The following is an 18,306-nucleotide window of genomic DNA, read 5'->3' on the forward strand; positions in this document are numbered from 1 at the left end:
GCAAAGGATTCTATATGGCAGGGGCGGAGAGACTCGAACTCGCGACACCCGGTTTTGGAGACCGGTGCTCTACCAACTGAGCTACGCCCCTAAAGTTTTTGCCATTAAGCCTGCCGGAAGGGCAGGCTTAATGTCTTAATAAGTGGCGGAACGGACGGGACTCGAACCCGCGACCCCCTGCGTGACAGGCAGGTATTCTAACCGACTGAACTACCGCTCCACCGAATACTTCTGTAACCACCGGATTAATGCACCGGCTTACTACTTAATTTGATGCCTGGCAGTTCCCTACTCTCACATGGGGAGACCCCACACTACCATCGGCGCTACGGCGTTTCACTTCTGAGTTCGGCATGGGGTCAGGTGGGACCACCGCGCTAAAGCCGCCAGGCAAATTCTGTTAATCTGTATCAAAGCTGAAATTTGATTGTCTGTCTCTTCGCCAAAACACCTTCGGCGTTGTAAGGTTAAGCCTCACGGTTCATTAGTATCGGTTAGCTCAACGCATCGCTGCGCTTACACACCCGACCTATCAACGTCATCGTCTTTAACGTTCCTTCAGGAGACTTAAAGTCTCAGGGAGAACTCATCTCGGGGCAAGTTTCGTGCTTAGATGCTTTCAGCACTTATCTCTTCCGCATTTAGCTACCGGGCAGTGCCATTGGCATGACAACCCGAACACCAGTGATGCGTCCACTCCGGTCCTCTCGTACTAGGAGCAGCCCCCCTCAATTCTCCAGCGCCCACGGCAGATAGGGACCGAACTGTCTCACGACGTTCTAAACCCAGCTCGCGTACCACTTTAAATGGCGAACAGCCATACCCTTGGGACCTACTTCAGCCCCAGGATGTGATGAGCCGACATCGAGGTGCCAAACACCGCCGTCGATATGAACTCTTGGGCGGTATCAGCCTGTTATCCCCGGAGTACCTTTTATCCGTTGAGCGATGGCCCTTCCATTCAGAACCACCGGATCACTATGACCTGCTTTCGCACCTGCTCGCGCCGTCACGCTCGCAGTCAAGCTGGCTTATGCCATTGCACTAACCTCCTGATGTCCGACCAGGATTAGCCAACCTTCGTGCTCCTCCGTTACTCTTTGGGAGGAGACCGCCCCAGTCAAACTACCCACCAGACACTGTCCGCAACCCGGATTACGGGTCTACGTTAGAACACCAGCCATTAAAGGGTGGTATTTCAAGGTTGGCTCCACGCAGACTGGCGTCCACGCTTCAAAGCCTCCCACCTATCCTACACATCAAGGACCAGTGTTCAGTGTCAAGCTATAGTAAAGGTTCACGGGGTCTTTCCGTCTTGCCGCGGGTACACTGCATCTTCACAGCGAGTTCAATTTCACTGAGTCTCGGGTGGAGACAGCCTGGCCATCATTACGCCATTCGTGCAGGTCGGAACTTACCCGACAAGGAATTTCGCTACCTTAGGACCGTTATAGTTACGGCCGCCGTTTACCGGGGCTTCGATCAAGAGCTTCGCGTTGCCGCTAACCCCATCAATTAACCTTCCGGCACCGGGCAGGCGTCACACCGTATACGTCCACTTTCGTGTTTGCACAGTGCTGTGTTTTTAATAAACAGTTGCAGCCAGCTGGTATCTTCGACTGATTTCAGCTCCGCCCGCAGGGGCTTCACCTACACATCAGCGTGCCTTCTCCCGAAGTTACGGCACCATTTTGCCTAGTTCCTTCACCCGAGTTCTCTCAAGCGCCTTGGTATTCTCTACCTGACCACCTGTGTCGGTTTGGGGTACGATTTCGTGTTACCTGATGCTTAGAGGCTTTTCCTGGAAGCAGGGCATTTATCACTTCAGCACCGTAGTGCCTCGTCATCACACCTCAGCGTTAATAAGGTACCGGATTTACCTGGAACCTCCGCCTACATGCTTAAACCGGGACAACCGTCGCCCGGCTGACATAGCCTTCTCCGTCCCCCCTTCGCAGTAACACCAAGTACAGGAATATTAACCTGTTTCCCATCGACTACGCCTTTCGGCCTCGCCTTAGGGGTCGACTCACCCTGCCCCGATTAACGTTGGACAGGAACCCTTGGTCTTCCGGCGAGCGGGCTTTTCACCCGCTTTATCGTTACTTATGTCAGCATTCGCACTTCTGATACCTCCAGCATGCCTCACAGCACACCTTCAACGGCTTACAGAACGCTCCCCTACCCAACAACACATAGTGTCGCTGCCGCAGCTTCGGTGCATGGTTTAGCCCCGTTACATCTTCCGCGCAGGCCGACTCGACCAGTGAGCTATTACGCTTTCTTTAAATGATGGCTGCTTCTAAGCCAACATCCTGGCTGTCTGTGCCTTCCCACATCGTTTCCCACTTAACCATGACTTTGGGACCTTAGCTGGCGGTCTGGGTTGTTTCCCTCTTCACGACGGACGTTAGCACCCGCCGTGTGTCTCCCGTGATAACATTCTTCGGTATTCGTAGTTTGCATCGGGTTGGTAAGCCGGGATGGCCCCCTAGCCGAAACAGTGCTCTACCCCCGAAGATGAGTTCACGAGGCGCTACCTAAATAGCTTTCGGGGAGAACCAGCTATCTCCCGGTTTGATTGGCCTTTCACCCCCAGCCACAGGTCATCCGCTAATTTTTCAACATTAGTCGGTTCGGTCCTCCAGTTAGTGTTACCCAACCTTCAACCTGCCCATGGCTAGATCACCGGGTTTCGGGTCTATACCCTGCAACTTAACGCCCAGTTAAGACTCGGTTTCCCTTCGGCTCCCCTATACGGTTAACCTTGCTACAGAATATAAGTCGCTGACCCATTATACAAAAGGTACGCAGTCACCCCATAAAGAGGCTCCCACTGCTTGTACGTACACGGTTTCAGGTTCTTTTTCACTCCCCTCGCCGGGGTTCTTTTCGCCTTTCCCTCACGGTACTGGTTCACTATCGGTCAGTCAGGAGTATTTAGCCTTGGAGGATGGTCCCCCCATATTCAGACAGGATACCACGTGTCCCGCCCTACTCTTCGAGTTCACAGCATGTGTGCTTTCGTGTACGGGACTATCACCCTGTACCGTCGGACTTTCCAGACCGTTCCACTAACACACAAGCTGATTCAGACTCCGGGCTGCTCCCCGTTCGCTCGCCGCTACTGGGGGAATCTCGGTTGATTTCTTTTCCTCGGGGTACTTAGATGTTTCAGTTCCCCCGGTTCGCCTCGTTAACCTATGTATTCAGTTAACGATAGTGCAACGGATTGCACTGGGTTTCCCCATTCGGACATCGCCGGGTCAAGGGTTCATATCACCTCGCCGGCGCTTTTCGCAGATTAGCACGTCCTTCATCGCCTCTGACTGCCAGGGCATCCACCGTGTACGCTTAGTCGCTTAACCTCACAACCCGAAGATGTTTCTTTCGATTCACCATCGACTTGCGAAAATTTGAGAGACTCGAACACACATGAGCTGTGTGTCGTTTCAATTTTCAGCTTGATCCAGATTTTTAAAGAGCAAAACTTCGCAGTGCACCTTTTCAGGTTCACTCTGAAGTTTTCTTGTGTTCGCAGTAAAAGATGGTGGAGCTATGCGGGATCGAACCGCAGACCTCCTGCGTGCAAGGCAGGCGCTCTCCCAGCTGAGCTATAGCCCCATCGTAGTCACCTCTGTACCGGTAATTTTTGTTGAGGCAAGGCGTGGTGACACGAAGCATACTTATGTATGTGAGTGTCGCCGCAACGCAGCATCAGCAAAAATTTGGTAGGCCTGAGTGGACTTGAACCACCGACCTCACCCTTATCAGGGGTGCGCTCTAACCACCTGAGCTACAAGCCTGTAGAGGTTTTTTACTGCTGTTTTTCATCAGACAATCTGTGTGAGCACTGCAAAGGCAGGTTCTTTAAGGTAAGGAGGTGATCCAACCGCAGGTTCCCCTACGGTTACCTTGTTACGACTTCACCCCAGTCATGAATCACAAAGTGGTAAGCGCCCTCCCGAAGGTTAAGCTACCTACTTCTTTTGCAACCCACTCCCATGGTGTGACGGGCGGTGTGTACAAGGCCCGGGAACGTATTCACCGTGGCATTCTGATCCACGATTACTAGCGATTCCGACTTCATGGAGTCGAGTTGCAGACTCCAATCCGGACTACGACGCACTTTATGAGGTCCGCTTGCTCTCGCGAGGTCGCTTCTCTTTGTATGCGCCATTGTAGCACGTGTGTAGCCCTACTCGTAAGGGCCATGATGACTTGACGTCATCCCCACCTTCCTCCAGTTTATCACTGGCAGTCTCCTTTGAGTTCCCGGCCTAACCGCTGGCAACAAAGGATAAGGGTTGCGCTCGTTGCGGGACTTAACCCAACATTTCACAACACGAGCTGACGACAGCCATGCAGCACCTGTCTCAGAGTTCCCGAAGGCACCAAAGCATCTCTGCTAAGTTCTCTGGATGTCAAGAGTAGGTAAGGTTCTTCGCGTTGCATCGAATTAAACCACATGCTCCACCGCTTGTGCGGGCCCCCGTCAATTCATTTGAGTTTTAACCTTGCGGCCGTACTCCCCAGGCGGTCGACTTAACGCGTTAGCTCCGGAAGCCACGCCTCAAGGGCACAACCTCCAAGTCGACATCGTTTACGGCGTGGACTACCAGGGTATCTAATCCTGTTTGCTCCCCACGCTTTCGCACCTGAGCGTCAGTCTTTGTCCAGGGGGCCGCCTTCGCCACCGGTATTCCTCCAGATCTCTACGCATTTCACCGCTACACCTGGAATTCTACCCCCCTCTACAAGACTCTAGCCTGCCAGTTTCGAATGCAGTTCCCAGGTTGAGCCCGGGGATTTCACATCCGACTTGACAGACCGCCTGCGTGCGCTTTACGCCCAGTAATTCCGATTAACGCTTGCACCCTCCGTATTACCGCGGCTGCTGGCACGGAGTTAGCCGGTGCTTCTTCTGCGGGTAACGTCAATCGACAAGGTTATTAACCTTATCGCCTTCCTCCCCGCTGAAAGTACTTTACAACCCGAAGGCCTTCTTCATACACGCGGCATGGCTGCATCAGGCTTGCGCCCATTGTGCAATATTCCCCACTGCTGCCTCCCGTAGGAGTCTGGACCGTGTCTCAGTTCCAGTGTGGCTGGTCATCCTCTCAGACCAGCTAGGGATCGTCGCCTAGGTGAGCCGTTACCCCACCTACTAGCTAATCCCATCTGGGCACATCCGATGGCAAGAGGCCCGAAGGTCCCCCTCTTTGGTCTTGCGACGTTATGCGGTATTAGCTACCGTTTCCAGTAGTTATCCCCCTCCATCAGGCAGTTTCCCAGACATTACTCACCCGTCCGCCACTCGTCAGCGAAGCAGCAAGCTGCTTCCTGTTACCGTTCGACTTGCATGTGTTAGGCCTGCCGCCAGCGTTCAATCTGAGCCATGATCAAACTCTTCAATTTAAAAGTTTGATGCTCAATGAATTAAACTTCGTAATGAATTACGTGTTCACTCGTTGAGACTTGGTATTCATTTAGTGTCCGAGGACATTAAGAATCCATGTCACTTTGAGTGCCCACACAGATTGTCTGATAAATTGTTAAAGAGCAGTTGCAACGCGGCTTTCAGCTCATCGTTGCGAGGTCCCGTATATTACGTTTTCCTCATTCAGAGTCAAGCAATTATTTTCACTTTTCTCTGTTGGCGTTCATCTCTGAACCCCGCTGTCCCGGCGGCTTGTAAGCCGTTGTTCCGTGTCAGTGGAGGCGCATTATAGGGAGTTCTCCGACGTTGACAACCCCTCTTTGAAAAAAAACGTTCAACCGTCTCTTTTTTGCTCAAAACCGTGCTACAGCGCCAGTTTTTCGAGCGTTTCGAAGCCATAACGACGTAAAACGGGCAAAAGTTGTTCGGTTTCTTTTGTTATCGCCATACAGAAAGCGATGTTCGCATCCGCTGATTTCGCATCCGGCGCCTCGTGTTCCAGCAGCCAGGCCGTCCGACGCGCAATTGCAGCACCGGAATCCACCAGCCGGGTCCCTTCAGGCAGAACCTTTAACAGCTCTTCCTGTAATAGCGGGAAATGGGTGCAGCCAAGAACAACCGTATCCGGTGGTTCCTGCATCCGCAGCCATGGACGCAGAATACGACGCAGCTCTTCAAGCGATACCGTCTCGCCGTGCAGTTTCGCTTCCGCCATTTCCACCAGCTCCGCGGAGCCGAGCATGGCGATCTGGCATTCATTGGCAAAGCGCTCTATAAGCTCACGCGTATAAGGACGTTTTACCGTACCGCGCGTAGCCAGCAACCCCACAATGCCGTTCGCCGTCAGACGCGCCGCAGGTTTGATTGCCGGAACAACGCCCACAACCGGGAACGGGAATTTTTCGCGCAGGGCAGGAAGAGAGACCGTGCTTGCCGTATTACAGGCAATGACCGCCAGCGCCAGGGGATAACGCTTTTGTACCGCGGTGACGATTTCAACCACACGTTCAACAATAAAGTCTTCACTCTTTTCCCCATACGGGAACGCGACGTTATCGAAGGCGTAGATGTAATGGAGATCCGGCAGGAGCTGCCGAATCTCATCATAGACCGACAGCCCACCGACGCCGGAATCAAACACCAGCACGGTGGGACGCGGATCAGAAGGTGTAGCTGCCAGACAAGGTGTATTCCCGTCCTGCAGTTTGGTAGCCATAAACTGTCTCGTAATCTTTATCGAACAGGTTGGCTATTTTACCACGAACTGTGAGATGAGAGGTGACAGGATATGAAACCGCGACGTCCCACAGGCTGACGCCGCCCATTTTCACGCGTTCTGTGGCGTAGGTATTCGGATCAACGGCAACGTCATAGCGAGTGCCCAGATAACGGTACGCCAGATTCCAGTCGAGATCCCACACCTGCCAGTCAAGCTGATACTTAACCTGTTGCTTTGAGCGACGAGCCAGGACTTCGTTAGTTTTCGCATTACGCGGGTCGACGTAGTCGTAAGAAATCTGATGCCCTACCGGGCCAGTGTCGAACTGGGCCGTCGCCTCGATTCCTTTAATACGGGCTTCATCGACGTTGTAATAACGGTAAGTCCGCGGGTCGCTATTAATGAGGTTATCGATATCATTACGATAGCCCGTCACACGCCAGTTTACCGGCCCAGTCAGACCTTCAAAGCCACCTTCCCACTGCTTACTCTCTTCTGGCTTCAGATCCGGATTACCGTAATCTTTACTGTGGATCTGGCTCATGGTCGGTGCTTTATACGCTGTACCGTAAGAACCGATGATGCGATACCCCTCGATGAACTCCCATGCGGCGCTGGTCTGCCAGGTGGCGTGATTGCCAAAATTAGAGTTATCGTCATTACGCGCCGCCGCTTCCAGCGTCACGCTGTTGAACTGCTGCATCGCCGAAAGGAACACGCCGGTATTACGTTGTTCGTAACCTTTTTCCAGATAGCCCGTACCCGCCTGGGTTTTCTGCTTCTGCCAGTCCAGACCCGCGCCGATATTGCCGTGACCCACTTCAACCGTATTCAGCCACTGGGTGGTGTACTGCTTCACGTCATCCATGGTTGCGGAGTCAGCGTAGCGGCCTTTTTTCGGATCATAGTTCTGATCTTTGCTACGGCCATACCCTGCCACCAGCTGTGACTGAAAAATACCCTGGTTATAGCGCAACCCGGTGTCCCAGTTCTGGCTGTAAACCTGACGCGTGTCCGGCCGCCCATCAATGCCGGTCGCGCCATAGTGATCGTAACCGTCATACGCGGAGCGGTTATCGTAGCCAAAGCCACGGACGAATCCGCTGACGCTGTCGGTAAACTGCTGCTCCACCGAGCCAAACAGCGATTTACTCATAAAACCATCGCGGTCTGGCTGGCGCGGGGCATCTTTTGCGGCAATATCAAAACCACGGGTATAGGTATAATCACCGGCCATGGTGATTTTGGTTTTATCGAACACCTGCTGGAAGGCACCGTTATAGTTTTGATACCCCTTTGAACCGACACCCGCAGAAATTTCCGCACCCGGCTTGTCGCGCCCGGTAATGATGTTAATCACACCGCCAATCGCGTCGGAGCCATACAGCGCCGAACGTGGGCCGCGAATGTACTCAATACGCTGAATCAGCGACGTCGGAATTTGGCTTAAATCGGGAACGTTGCTGATCCCGGCATTATTCAGAGGGATACCATCAATCAGTACCAGAACATGGCGGGATTCCGTACCGCGAATAAACGTTGAAGAGGTCGACCCCATCCCGCCGCTTTGTGCGATGTCCACACCCGGCAGGCGTGACATGATTTCCACAACACTCGTTGCCTGCCAGCGTTCAATATCCTCACGGGTCACGACGGAGGTCGGAGCCAGAACGGTTTTTGCTGGTTGTTCGAAACGGTTTGCTGTCACCACCAACGAGTCGGCGCTTTCCTGCGCCCAGCCCGAAAATGCCGTGACGGAAAACGCCGTCAACAGCGATACTTTTTTAATCATTGTTAAAGCATCCACAATATAAGAAGGATGCCGCAGGCCTCATCGATAGCACGCGATGATGAAACCAAATGCGACGTGATCCCGGCAGGTCTTCGGGCTGGGTGGCGTTATACGGATGAAGACTTCCCATTTTCACAGTGTCTACAACTCTCATCCCGCCAGTCTTTACCGCTGCGCGTCAGCTCCAGATTTGCACTGGATTCCCTTTTCACTCTCAGGAGACCGGAAACAGAATGCTACAATTAGACACGTATAGATGTCCAGATAGCTATTAGCCATTAAATCTGGACATCCACTGCACAATCCCTACAATCCCCGCGTAATTCTTTATCACTCAGGACGCATCATGACCCCCGAACACCTCCCGACAGAACAGTACGACGCACAGCTGGCAGAAAAAGTTGTCCGCCTGCAAAGTATGATGACGCCTTTCAACGCGCCGGTTCCCGAGGTGTTTCGTTCTCCGGTCAGCCACTACCGTATGCGCGCTGAGTTCCGCATCTGGCACGATGGCGATGACCTGTACCACATCATTTTCGATCAGCAGACGAAATCCCGTATTCGCGTAGACAGTTTTCCGGCGGCGAGTGAGCTCATCAACCAGCTGATGACACTAATGATCGACGGTGTACGCAATAATCCGGTGCTGCGCAACAAGCTGTTCCAGATTGACTACCTGACCACCCAAAGCAATCAGGCCATTGTTTCTCTGCTCTATCACAAAGCGCTGACCGACGAGTGGCGCGAGCAGGCAGAAGCCCTGCGCGATGCGCTGCGCGCGCAGAACATCAACGTGCACCTGATTGGCCGCGCGACCAAAACCAAAATCATGCTGGACCAGGATTACATCGACGAGCGTCTGCCGGTAGCAGGTAAAGAGATGGTTTACCGTCAGGTAGAGAACAGCTTCACCCAGCCGAACGCCGCCATGAACGTGCAGATGCTTGAGTGGGCGCTGAAGGCGACAGAAGGGTCTAAGGGCGATCTGCTGGAGCTCTACTGCGGTAACGGCAACTTCTCGCTGGCGCTGGCGCGTAATTTCGAGCGCGTGCTGGCGACGGAAATCGCCAAACCGTCGGTGGCCGCCGCGCAGTACAACATCGCCGCTAACCATATTGATAACGTACAAATTATTCGTATGGCGGCAGAAGAATTTACCCAGGCGATGAACGGCGTACGCGAGTTTAACCGCCTGCAAGGGATTGATTTGAAGAGCTACCAGTGTGAGACAATTTTTGTCGATCCGCCGCGCAGTGGCCTGGACAGCGAAACCGAGAAGATGGTGCAGGCGTACCCGCGTATTTTGTACATCTCCTGTAACCCGGAGACGCTGTGCAAGAATCTGGAAACATTAAGCCAGACGCACAAGGTTGAACGTCTGGCGCTGTTCGATCAGTTCCCGTATACGCACCATATGGAGTGCGGCGTTTTACTTACCGCACGGTGATCTGTAGGCCGGATAAGCTTAGCGCCATCCGGCATTTTTGGCAGATGGCGCTTCGCTTACCTGCCCTACAAATAATTCATTACTCCGGTAACTGACTCTTGCGGCTACGCATGCGCGAGCCAATCCAGAACACCAGCGCCACAGACAGTACCGCAGGCAGGAAGTTAGAGCCAATATCCGGATACTCCGCGCGCACGACGGTGCTGTACAACAGTACACCCAGAATAAAACAGGCTGCGGCCAGTCCCGGTAACCCAACCGGCATCGTGCGGTTCAGATAACGTTGATGCAGGCAGTAGACCGTCAGCACCAGCGCGATAATCGGGAAAATCGAGAACGGTACAATTGAGCTAAAAACCGCGGCAAACGTACCATTAATGGATAAGCCAGCGATCAATGCCAGCAACAGCGTTCCTTTATCCTGACCTGACTGTTTCATTACTCACCTTCACTCATCGTTTTGATGTGCCAACTTCTCTTGTTCACGGCGATACCAGTAGTACGCACCTTTAGAAATCATCCGCAGCTGCAATACCAGTCGCTCTTCGAGTTGCTTACGTTGTTCAATGCTGACATCCAGCGCTTCGGCACCCGCGCTGAAAACAATCGTCACCATCGCCTCGGCCTGTGCTTCAGTAAACGCACGCGGCATATGGTTTTCGAGTTCAAGATAGTCGGCAAGTTCCGCGATGAAATGCTGAATTTCACGCGCGACGGCGGCACGAAACGCGGCTGACGTTCCGGAACGCTCACGCAACAGCAGGCGAAACGCGTTAGGGTTATTGCCGATAAATTCCATAAATGTCGACACGGAGGTGCGGATCACGCTGCCGCCTTTGGCGATACGCTGACGCGCCTGACGCATAAGCTGGCGCAGCATCAAACCGCTCTCGTCGACCATGGTCAGGCCCAGTTCATCCACATCACGGAAATGACGATAGAAGGACGTTGGCGCAATCCCGGCCTCGCGCGCCACTTCACGCAGGCTCAAACTGGCAAAACTCCGCTCAGCACTCAGTTGACTGAATGCGGCTTCCACCAGCGAACGCCGGGTTTTCTCTTTTTGTTGTGCTCTTACGCCCATCACGATAGTTGAATCCTTCCAAAGGCCCGTTGGCACTATACCAGAGAATAAAATTAATCTGTTTACCTGGCTTTGTGAATGATTGTTTACGGGCGGTTTGTGCTCCACTGCCCGAAAAAAGCACAACGATAATTGGGTTACCCTGGCAATGATGTTATGATTCTGTTGCTTTTATGTATAAGAACAGGTAAGCCTTGCCATGCCACATTCCTACGATTACGACGCAATAGTTATTGGTTCCGGCCCCGGCGGCGAAGGTGCTGCTATGGGTCTGGTAAAACAGGGAGCCAGAGTAGCGGTTATTGAGCGCTACCATAACGTCGGCGGCGGTTGCACCCACTGGGGCACCATCCCTTCGAAAGCCCTCCGCCACGCCGTTAGCCGCATTATCGAATTTAACCAGAACCCTCTTTACAGCGACCACTCCCGACTTCTTCGCTCCTCCTTTGCCGATATCCTGAATCACGCAGACACGGTCATTAACCAGCAGACGCGCATGCGTCAGGGTTTCTATGAGCGCAACCACTGTGAAATTCTGCAAGGGAACGCGCATTTTGTGGATGAACACACCCTGGCGCTGGAGTGCCACGACGGTTCGGTTGAGACGCTCACCGCTGAAAAATTTGTGATCGCCTGCGGCTCCCGTCCTTACCATCCGGCAGACGTGGATTTCTCGCACCCGCGCATTTACGACAGCGACTCCATCCTCAGCCTGCACCACGAGCCACGCCATGTGATCATCTACGGCGCGGGCGTGATTGGCTGCGAATATGCGTCGATTTTCCGGGGAATGGAGGTCAAAGTTGATTTGATCAACACCCGCGACCGCCTGCTGGCGTTCCTCGATCAGGAGATGTCAGATTCCCTCTCCTACCACTTCTGGAACAGCGGCGTGGTGATTCGCCACAACGAAGAGTACGAGAAAATCGAAGGCTGCGACGACGGTGTGATCATGCACCTGAAATCTGGTAAGAAGCTGAAAGCGGACTGCCTGCTGTACGCCAACGGCCGTACCGGCAACACCGATTCATTGCAGCTGGAGAATATCGGGCTTGAAACCGACAGCCGCGGTCAGCTCAAGGTCAACAGCATGTACCAGACTGCGCTGCCGCACGTTTACGCGGTGGGCGACGTGATTGGTTACCCAAGCCTGGCCTCCGCCGCGTACGATCAGGGCCGCATCGCCGCACAGGCGCTGGTGAAAGGTGAAGCGACGGCGCATCTGATTGAAGATATCCCGACGGGCATCTACACCATTCCGGAAATCAGCTCTGTCGGCAAAACCGAGCAGCAGCTGACGGCCATGAAGGTGCCTTACGAGGTGGGTCGTGCCCAGTTTAAACATCTGGCGCGGGCGCAAATCGTGGGAATGAGCGTAGGTACGCTTAAGATCCTGTTCCATCGCGAGACGAAAGAGATCCTCGGTATTCACTGCTTCGGTGAACGCGCGGCGGAAATCATTCATATCGGCCAGGCGATCATGGAGCAAAAAGGTGGTGGCAACACCATTGAGTACTTCGTTAACACCACCTTTAACTACCCGACCATGGCGGAAGCTTATCGGGTAGCTGCGCTGAACGGCTTAAACCGCCTGTTTTAACGCGCTGTCGAAATGGCCATCCATCGCACCCCGGATGGCCTCTGCCAGCTGCTCATAGCGGCTGCGCAGCGGTGACCCCGGACGATAAACCAGACCAATGGTGCGACGCGGTTCCGGCTTAATACAGGGCAGATAGACCACGCCATCACGTTTACGCTCGTGCGGCACCGCCAGCGCCGGCAGCAGCGTAATACCGCTTCCCGCCGCCACCATATTACGCAGCGTTTCCAGGCTGGTTGCGCGGAAATGGGTATCTTCATCGGCACCCGCTTCGAAGCAGAAGCCCATCGCCTGATCGCGCAGACAGTGGCCATCTTCCAGCATCAGCAGCTTTTCCCCGGCCAGATCGGCCATCGGCACGCGATCGCGGTTCGCCCACGGGTGATCTTCATAGATCGCCAGCATCATCGGCTCATCGAACAGCGGTACTTCAATAAACGCTTCACTCTCTTTGACCAGCGCCAGGATCGCGCAGTCGAGCTTGCCGCTGTCCAGCTGCGCCAGCAGCTGATGGGTTTGCGCTTCATGCAGGTACATTTCGAGTTTCGGGAACGTCTGGTGCAGCATCGGAATGATTTGCGGCAACAGGTACGGGCCAACGGTTGGGATCAGGCCAATATGCAGCGGGCCGGACATCGCTTCCCCCTGCTGGCTTGCCATTTCCTTGAGCACTTTGACCTCGCGCAGTACGGTGCGCGCCTGATCCACCAGCAGAAGACCTGCCTGCGTGAACAGTACCTTACGACTGGTGCGCTCCAGCAGCATCACGCCCAGCTCATCTTCCAGCTTGCGGATCTGACCGCTCAGCGTTGGCTGGCTGACGTGGCAGGAGTCTGCCGCGCGGCGAAAATGGCGATGCTCAGCTAACGCTACCAGGTATTCAAGATCACGAATATTCATTATTCATCCTCCGTCGCCACGATAGTTCATGGCGATAGATAGCATAGCAACGAACGATTATCCCTATCAAGCATTCTGTTGAATAATACATCACATAGACGAGGCGGCACGTGTTTGACCCTTGACGTCCCCGCACCGTCAGCGAGTTTCTCTCAAAACTCGAAAAACTAAAGCCAACGTGAACTTTTGCGGACCCCGTGGTCCGCTTTTTTTTGCGTAAAAAAAAGCCCAGCACTAAGCCAGGCTCCGTTTTTCTCCCTCTCCCTGTGGGAGAGGGCCGAGGTGAGGGCACCAGCCCGCACTATTCAAACCAACCGGTTTTTCGCATCCGCAATCGCCTGCGCTACCTGCTTCGGCGACACGCCACCTTTCGCTGCACGCTTATCCAGGCAGGATTGCAGGGCCAGAATCGGGTAGACATCATCCCCGATAACCGCGCTGAATTTTTGCAGGTCGGCAAGCGCCAGCTCTTCAAGGGCTTTACCCTGACGAATCGCTTCCACCACCGCTTCACCCACAATATGGTGCGCCTCGCGGAACGGTACGCCTTTCGCCACCAGGTAGTCCGCCAGCTCGGTAGAGTTAGCATACCCCTGCTGCGCCGCTTCCTGGCAGCGCGGACGTTTCACCTGAATGCCGTCCAGCACCAGCGCGCCCATATGCAGACAGTCCAGCCAGGTGTCGAGCGCGTCGAACAGCCCCTCTTTGTCTTCCTGCATGTCTTTGTTGTATGCCAGCGGCAGCCCTTTCAGGGTCATCATCATACCGGTCAGCGCGCCCTGCACACGGCCACACTTGCCGCGGATCAGCTCCAGCGCATCCGGGTTTTTCTTCTGCGGCATCAGGGAGGAGCCGGACGTCACGCGGTCGGACAGCTCTACAAACCCCGCTTCGCCAGAGTTAAAGAAGATCAGGTCTTCGGCAAAGCGCGACAGGTGCACCATCCCGATAGAGGCATTCGAGAGCAGCTCCAGCACGTGGTCACGGTCAGAGACGCTGTCCAGGCTGTTGCGGGTGGCGGAGGCAAAGCCCAGCCAGCCTGCCAGCTGCTCACGGTCGATTTCATACGCCGTACCGGCCAGCGCGCCGCTGCCCAGCGGGCTGACGTCCAGACGCTTTAAGGTATCCTGTAAACGGCTCTCATCACGCGCCAGCATCTCAACGTAGGCCAGACACCAGTGCGCGAACGTCACCGGCTGCGCGCGTTGCAGGTGGGTATAACCCGGCATCACAGCATCCTGATTGCTCTGCGCGGTGTCCACCAGCGCGCTCTGCAACTGACGATTCGCCGCCAGCAGTACGCCGACGGTCTCTTTGCACCACAGCTTCAGGTCGGTCGCCACCTGGTCATTACGGCTACGCCCGGTATGGAGCTTTTTACCCAACTGGCCGACTTTGTCGATCAGTTTGCCTTCCACCCAGCTGTGAATATCTTCGGCATCGCTCTGGAGGATTTGCTCCGGATCCAGACGCACCTCTTCCAGCAGGTTGTTCAGCGCCTCTTCCAGCTGCTGCTGTTCGTCTGCGGTCAGCACGCCAACGGTCACCAGCGCTTTGGACCAGGCCACAGAGCCGACAATATCCTGTTCGGCCAGGCGGTAGTCGAAGCGCAAAGAGTCGTTGAACTGTTTGAACCGCTGATCCGCTGCCTGTGTAAAACGCCCACCCCAAAGTGCCATAACGAATTTCCTTAATGATGATATTTTTGCCCGGTGGCGCTGCGCTTACCGGGCTTACAAAATTCACGTAGGCCGGATAAGCGAAGCGCCATCCGGCACAGAATCTTAAGCCAGAATACGCGTGCCAATCGGCGTGCCGTTAAACAGCGCCGGGAGTTGCTCCGCGTGACGCCAGGAGGCGATATCCACCGGGCGGCCCAGCGTGCGGGCCGCATCCAGCGCGGCGTTAACTTTAACGATCATGCCGTCGGTAATAATGCCCTGATCGATCAGCTGCTCGGCTTTTGCGGCGGTCATTTCCGCAATGCGCTGGCCTTTGCCGTCCAGAATGCCGCTCACGTCGGAGAGCAGGATCAGGTCTGCGCCCAGCGTTGCCGCCAGCGCCGTCGCCGCCTGGTCCGCATTGACGTTCATCAGTTCGCCCTCTTCGGTCACGCCGATTGAACTCACCACCGGCAGAAAACCGCCTTCCAGCAGGGTGTTAATCAGCTTAGGCGAACCTGGCTGCGCCAGTCCAACATGGCCAAGCTCTTCGTCGAGCTGGGTCACTTTTACGCTATCTCCATCGCCCAGACAGAGGCCAACGGAGGCGATATGGTGTTTCTTCGCCCACGCCAGCAGCGTTTTGTTCGCCGTTCCCGCCAGCGCGCCGGTAATGATGTCAATCTGATCCGCTGGCGTCACGCGCAGGCCATTTTTCTTTTTCACCGGCAGGTTGAGCCCTTTCATCAGCTCATCCACCACGCAGCCGCCGCCGTGCACAATCACCAGCGGACGTTGGTGTGATTCACGATAGTTCACCAGTGCGGTAAACAGGCGCTCCAGCGCTTCTTCGCTGTCCAGCAGTACACCACCGAGTTTGATAATTAATGGATTCATCATCACACCTTAAATAAGAGCCTGCGTTTCAGGGAAGCCGAAACGAATATTTGCACACTGCATTGCCTGTGCGGCAGCGCCTTTGAGTAAGTTATCTTCTGCGGCGACCACAATCAGATGCTCGCCCTGCACGGCAAAGCCGATGTCGCAGAACGGCAGGCCAACCACGTTTTTCAACGCCGGCACGCCTTTGTCATACAGGCGCACCAGCGGTTTATCCGCATACGCCTGCGTGAAGACCTCGCTCACCTGTTCTTTGGTCACACCCGGTTTCAGGCGGCAGGTAATGGTTTCGAGGATCCCTCGCGGGAAGCTGCCGAGGTGCGGGGTGAAAATCACGTCCGCGCCCAGATGGGTGGTGATTTCAGGGTGATGGCGGTGATTAAACACGCCATACGGCTGAAGGCTCACTTCGCAGAAGCTGTTGGAGATCGCCGCTTTGCGCCCGGCGCCGCTCACGCCACTGGTGGCGTTGATCACCGGCCACTGATGCAGATCCAGCAGACCGGCGTCGATCAGCGGCTTCAGGGAAAGCTGCGCCGCCGTCGGGTAGCAGCCCGGCACGGCAATCAGATCCGCTTCTTTCAGTTTGTCAGCGCTCCACTCCGCCAGGCCGTACACCGCTTTTTCGAGCAGATCCGGGTGCTGATGGGTGAAACCGTAATATTTTTCGTAGAACGCGCTGTCGTTAACGCGAAACGCGCCGGAGAGATCAAAGACCACGCAGCCAGCCGCTAAAAATTGCGGTGCCAGGTCGTGGCTAACTTCATGCGCCGTGGCTAAAAACACAACGTCAACGCCGTCGGTGAACTCGCTGATGTCAGACATGGGCTGCAAAGGCAAATCAACCACGCCCTTAAGCTGTGGATGCAAATCGGAAATTAACTTTCCGGCATCATTGCTTTGCGCTGACACGGTCAAAGCGGTTATGGTCATATGAGGGTGGCGATTTACGTAGCTTACAAGCTCTGCGCCCGCATAACCGCTAGCGCCTACAATCAGCGTATTCAACATCGGGTTCCTTTATGCTCAACGATAATGTATTTTTATTCACATTTATTGCATGAATATTGATACTATCACGACCTAAGGTGTGTCAACAATGAAAATGAACTTACCGCCATTTATCGAGATTTACCGCGCCCTGATTGCCACACCCTCCATCAGCGCGACGGAAGAAGCCCTGGATCAGAGCAATGAGTCTTTAATCAATCTGCTGGCGGGTTGGTTTAGCGATCTTGGGTTTAACGTTGAGGTTCAGCCCGTCCCCGGAACACGCCACAAATTTAACCTGCTCGCCAGTACCGGACATGGCGCGGGCGGCCTGCTGCTGGCTGGCCACACTGACACCGTGCCGTTTGATGATGGCCGCTGGACGCGCGATCCGTTCACGCTGACCGAACATGACAACAAACTCTACGGTTTGGGCACCGCCGACATGAAAGGCTTTTTCGCCTTTATCCTCGACGCGCTGCGTGACGTGGACGTGACAACCCTGAAAAAGCCGCTCTACATTCTGGCGACCGCCGATGAAGAGACCAGCATGGCGGGCGCACGTTATTTCTCTGAAAACACATCGATTCGTCCTGACTGCGCGATCATCGGCGAACCGACCTCTCTGCAACCGATTCGGGCGCACAAAGGCCATATTTCTACCGCGGTGCGCGTGCTCGGACAGTCCGGCCACTCCAGCGATCCGGCGCGCGGCGTGAACGCCATCGAGCTGATGCATGACGCGATTGGCCGCATCATGACCCTGCGCGACGATCTGAAAGAGCGCTATCACTACGAGGCGTTCACCGTGCCGTATCCGACGCTAAACCTCGGCAGCCTGCACGGCGGTGATGCGTCCAACCGTATCTGCGCCTGCTGCGAACTGCATATGGATATCCGTCCTCTGCCGGGCATGACGCTGAGCGATCTGGATGGCTTACTGAACGAAGCGCTGGCACCGGTCAGCGAGCGCTGGCCGGGCCGTCTGACGGTCTCCGAACTGCATCCGCCGATTCCAGGCTACGAATGTCCGCCTGACCATCAACTGGTTCAGGTGGTGGAAAAACTGCTCGGCGAGAAAACCGACGTGGTGAACTACTGCACCGAAGCGCCGTTTATTCAGACGCTGTGCCCGACGCTGGTTCTGGGCCCTGGCTCCATCAACCAGGCCCACCAGCCGGACGAATATCTCGAAACCCGCTTCATCAAGCCCACTCGCGAACTCATTACCCAGGTTGTGCATCACTTCTGCTGGCATTAAAAACGCACCGAA

At 54.9% G+C, this 18,306-nt stretch carries 11 protein-coding genes, 4 tRNA genes, 3 rRNA genes and 1 riboswitch; of the genes, 3 read left to right on the plus strand and 15 right to left on the minus strand.

All coding sequences use genetic code 11. The features are described 5' to 3' along the window. Positions 1-15: 15 nt before the first annotated feature. The 9 genes from ACQG0T_RS22480 to btuB form a co-directional block, all read right to left on the minus strand. Positions 16-91, minus strand: a tRNA-Trp gene (locus ACQG0T_RS22480). Positions 92-143: 52 nt separating this feature from the next. After that, positions 144-220, minus strand: a tRNA-Asp gene (locus tag ACQG0T_RS22485). A 55-nt stretch (positions 221-275) separates the two neighbouring features. After that, positions 276-391: ribosomal RNA gene (rrf, locus tag ACQG0T_RS22490) — 5S ribosomal RNA — on the minus strand. 72 nt (positions 392-463) lie between these two features. Next, positions 464-3,368, minus strand: a 23S ribosomal RNA gene (locus tag ACQG0T_RS22495). Between the two features lie 180 nt (positions 3,369-3,548). Next, a tRNA-Ala gene (locus tag ACQG0T_RS22500) sits at positions 3,549-3,624 on the minus strand. A 105-nt stretch (positions 3,625-3,729) separates the two neighbouring features. After that, a tRNA-Ile gene (locus ACQG0T_RS22505) sits at positions 3,730-3,806 on the minus strand. A 70-nt stretch (positions 3,807-3,876) separates the two neighbouring features. Next, positions 3,877-5,418: ribosomal RNA gene (locus tag ACQG0T_RS22510) — 16S ribosomal RNA — on the minus strand. Together the 16S, 23S and 5S rRNA genes with 4 tRNA genes alongside form the textbook arrangement of a ribosomal RNA operon. A gap of 386 nt (positions 5,419-5,804) precedes the next feature. Beyond that, positions 5,805-6,656, minus strand: coding sequence for a glutamate racemase (gene murI / locus ACQG0T_RS22515; protein WP_003862067.1), 852 nt, complete (start codon positions 6,654-6,656; stop codon positions 5,805-5,807). Next, positions 6,601-8,451: a TonB-dependent vitamin B12 receptor BtuB gene (gene btuB / locus ACQG0T_RS22520; RefSeq protein WP_017694253.1), complete on the minus strand. Its 1,851-nt coding sequence runs from the start codon at positions 8,449-8,451 to the stop codon at positions 6,601-6,603. Before btuB ends, murI begins: the two co-directional genes overlap by 56 nt. Positions 8,452-8,517: 66 nt before the next feature. Continuing rightward, a riboswitch (cobalamin riboswitch) is annotated at positions 8,518-8,693 on the minus strand. A gap of 104 nt (positions 8,694-8,797) precedes the next feature. On the opposite strand from btuB, the gene trmA reads away from it, so the two are divergent. Further along, on the plus strand, positions 8,798-9,898 hold the full coding sequence (gene trmA / locus ACQG0T_RS22525; RefSeq protein ID WP_003862063.1) for a tRNA (uridine(54)-C5)-methyltransferase TrmA: 1,101 nt from the start codon (positions 8,798-8,800) through the stop codon (positions 9,896-9,898). A gap of 79 nt (positions 9,899-9,977) precedes the next feature. On the opposite strand, the gene ACQG0T_RS22530 is transcribed toward trmA, so the two are convergent. Both ACQG0T_RS22530 and fabR read right to left on the minus strand, forming a co-directional pair. Continuing rightward, the gene (locus ACQG0T_RS22530) at positions 9,978-10,337 is read right to left on the minus strand and encodes a YijD family membrane protein (protein WP_017383113.1); all 360 of its coding nucleotides are present in this window, start codon (positions 10,335-10,337) and stop codon (positions 9,978-9,980) included. Between the two features lie 9 nt (positions 10,338-10,346). Further along, positions 10,347-10,985 carry an HTH-type transcriptional repressor FabR gene (gene fabR / locus ACQG0T_RS22535; protein ID WP_003862059.1) on the minus strand — a complete coding sequence of 213 codons (639 nt, stop codon included), beginning with the start codon at positions 10,983-10,985 and terminating at the stop codon, positions 10,347-10,349. Between the two features lie 196 nt (positions 10,986-11,181). On the opposite strand from fabR, the gene sthA reads away from it, so the two are divergent. After that, a complete protein-coding gene (gene sthA, locus ACQG0T_RS22540; RefSeq protein WP_003862057.1) occupies positions 11,182-12,582 on the plus strand; it encodes a Si-specific NAD(P)(+) transhydrogenase in 1,401 nt (466 codons plus the stop codon). Here sthA and oxyR read toward each other — a convergent pair. The 4 genes from oxyR to argC all read right to left on the minus strand — a co-directional run bounded on the left by oxyR (position 12,565) and on the right by argC (position 17,054). Further along, positions 12,565-13,482: a DNA-binding transcriptional regulator OxyR gene (gene oxyR / locus ACQG0T_RS22545; protein WP_003862055.1), complete on the minus strand. Its 918-nt coding sequence runs from the start codon at positions 13,480-13,482 to the stop codon at positions 12,565-12,567. The two genes, sthA and oxyR, sit on opposite strands and share 18 nt — an antisense overlap. A 305-nt stretch (positions 13,483-13,787) precedes the next feature. Continuing rightward, positions 13,788-15,161, minus strand: a complete 1,374-nt coding sequence (gene argH / locus ACQG0T_RS22550) for an argininosuccinate lyase (protein ID WP_059295551.1) — start codon at positions 15,159-15,161, stop codon at positions 13,788-13,790. Positions 15,162-15,266: 105 nt separating this feature from the next. Then, complete coding sequence (argB, locus tag ACQG0T_RS22555; protein WP_088567109.1) at positions 15,267-16,043, minus strand: acetylglutamate kinase; 777 nt, start codon at positions 16,041-16,043, stop codon at positions 15,267-15,269. 6 nt (positions 16,044-16,049) lie between these two features. Continuing rightward, on the minus strand, positions 16,050-17,054 hold the full coding sequence (gene argC, locus ACQG0T_RS22560; RefSeq protein WP_015569957.1) for an N-acetyl-gamma-glutamyl-phosphate reductase: 1,005 nt from the start codon (positions 17,052-17,054) through the stop codon (positions 16,050-16,052). An 88-nt stretch (positions 17,055-17,142) separates the two neighbouring features. Between argC and argE the strand changes: the two genes are divergently transcribed. Next, positions 17,143-18,294, plus strand: coding sequence for an acetylornithine deacetylase (gene argE / locus ACQG0T_RS22565; RefSeq protein ID WP_015569956.1), 1,152 nt, complete (start codon positions 17,143-17,145; stop codon positions 18,292-18,294). The last annotated feature ends 12 nt before the right edge of the window (positions 18,295-18,306 follow it).

Source organism: Enterobacter cloacae complex sp. 302F9 (genome assembly GCF_050030335.1).
Lineage (GTDB): Bacteria > Pseudomonadota > Gammaproteobacteria > Enterobacterales > Enterobacteriaceae > Enterobacter > Enterobacter hormaechei_C.

Coding starts and splice junctions, on each gene's coding strand:
- trmA (WP_003862063.1), top strand. CDS start 8,798: ATGACCCCCGAACACCTCCCGACAGAACAGTACGACGCACAGCTGGCA.
- argB (WP_088567109.1), bottom strand. CDS start 16,043: ATGATGAATCCATTAATTATCAAACTCGGTGGTGTACTGCTGGACAGC.
- argH (WP_059295551.1), bottom strand. CDS start 15,161: ATGGCACTTTGGGGTGGGCGTTTTACACAGGCAGCGGATCAGCGGTTC.
- murI (WP_003862067.1), bottom strand. CDS start 6,656: ATGGCTACCAAACTGCAGGACGGGAATACACCTTGTCTGGCAGCTACA.
- btuB (WP_017694253.1), bottom strand. CDS start 8,451: ATGATTAAAAAAGTATCGCTGTTGACGGCGTTTTCCGTCACGGCATTT.
- oxyR (WP_003862055.1), bottom strand. CDS start 13,482: ATGAATATTCGTGATCTTGAATACCTGGTAGCGTTAGCTGAGCATCGC.
- argE (WP_015569956.1), top strand. CDS start 17,143: ATGAAAATGAACTTACCGCCATTTATCGAGATTTACCGCGCCCTGATT.
- argC (WP_015569957.1), bottom strand. CDS start 17,054: ATGTTGAATACGCTGATTGTAGGCGCTAGCGGTTATGCGGGCGCAGAG.
- sthA (WP_003862057.1), top strand. CDS start 11,182: ATGCCACATTCCTACGATTACGACGCAATAGTTATTGGTTCCGGCCCC.
- ACQG0T_RS22530 (WP_017383113.1), bottom strand. CDS start 10,337: ATGAAACAGTCAGGTCAGGATAAAGGAACGCTGTTGCTGGCATTGATC.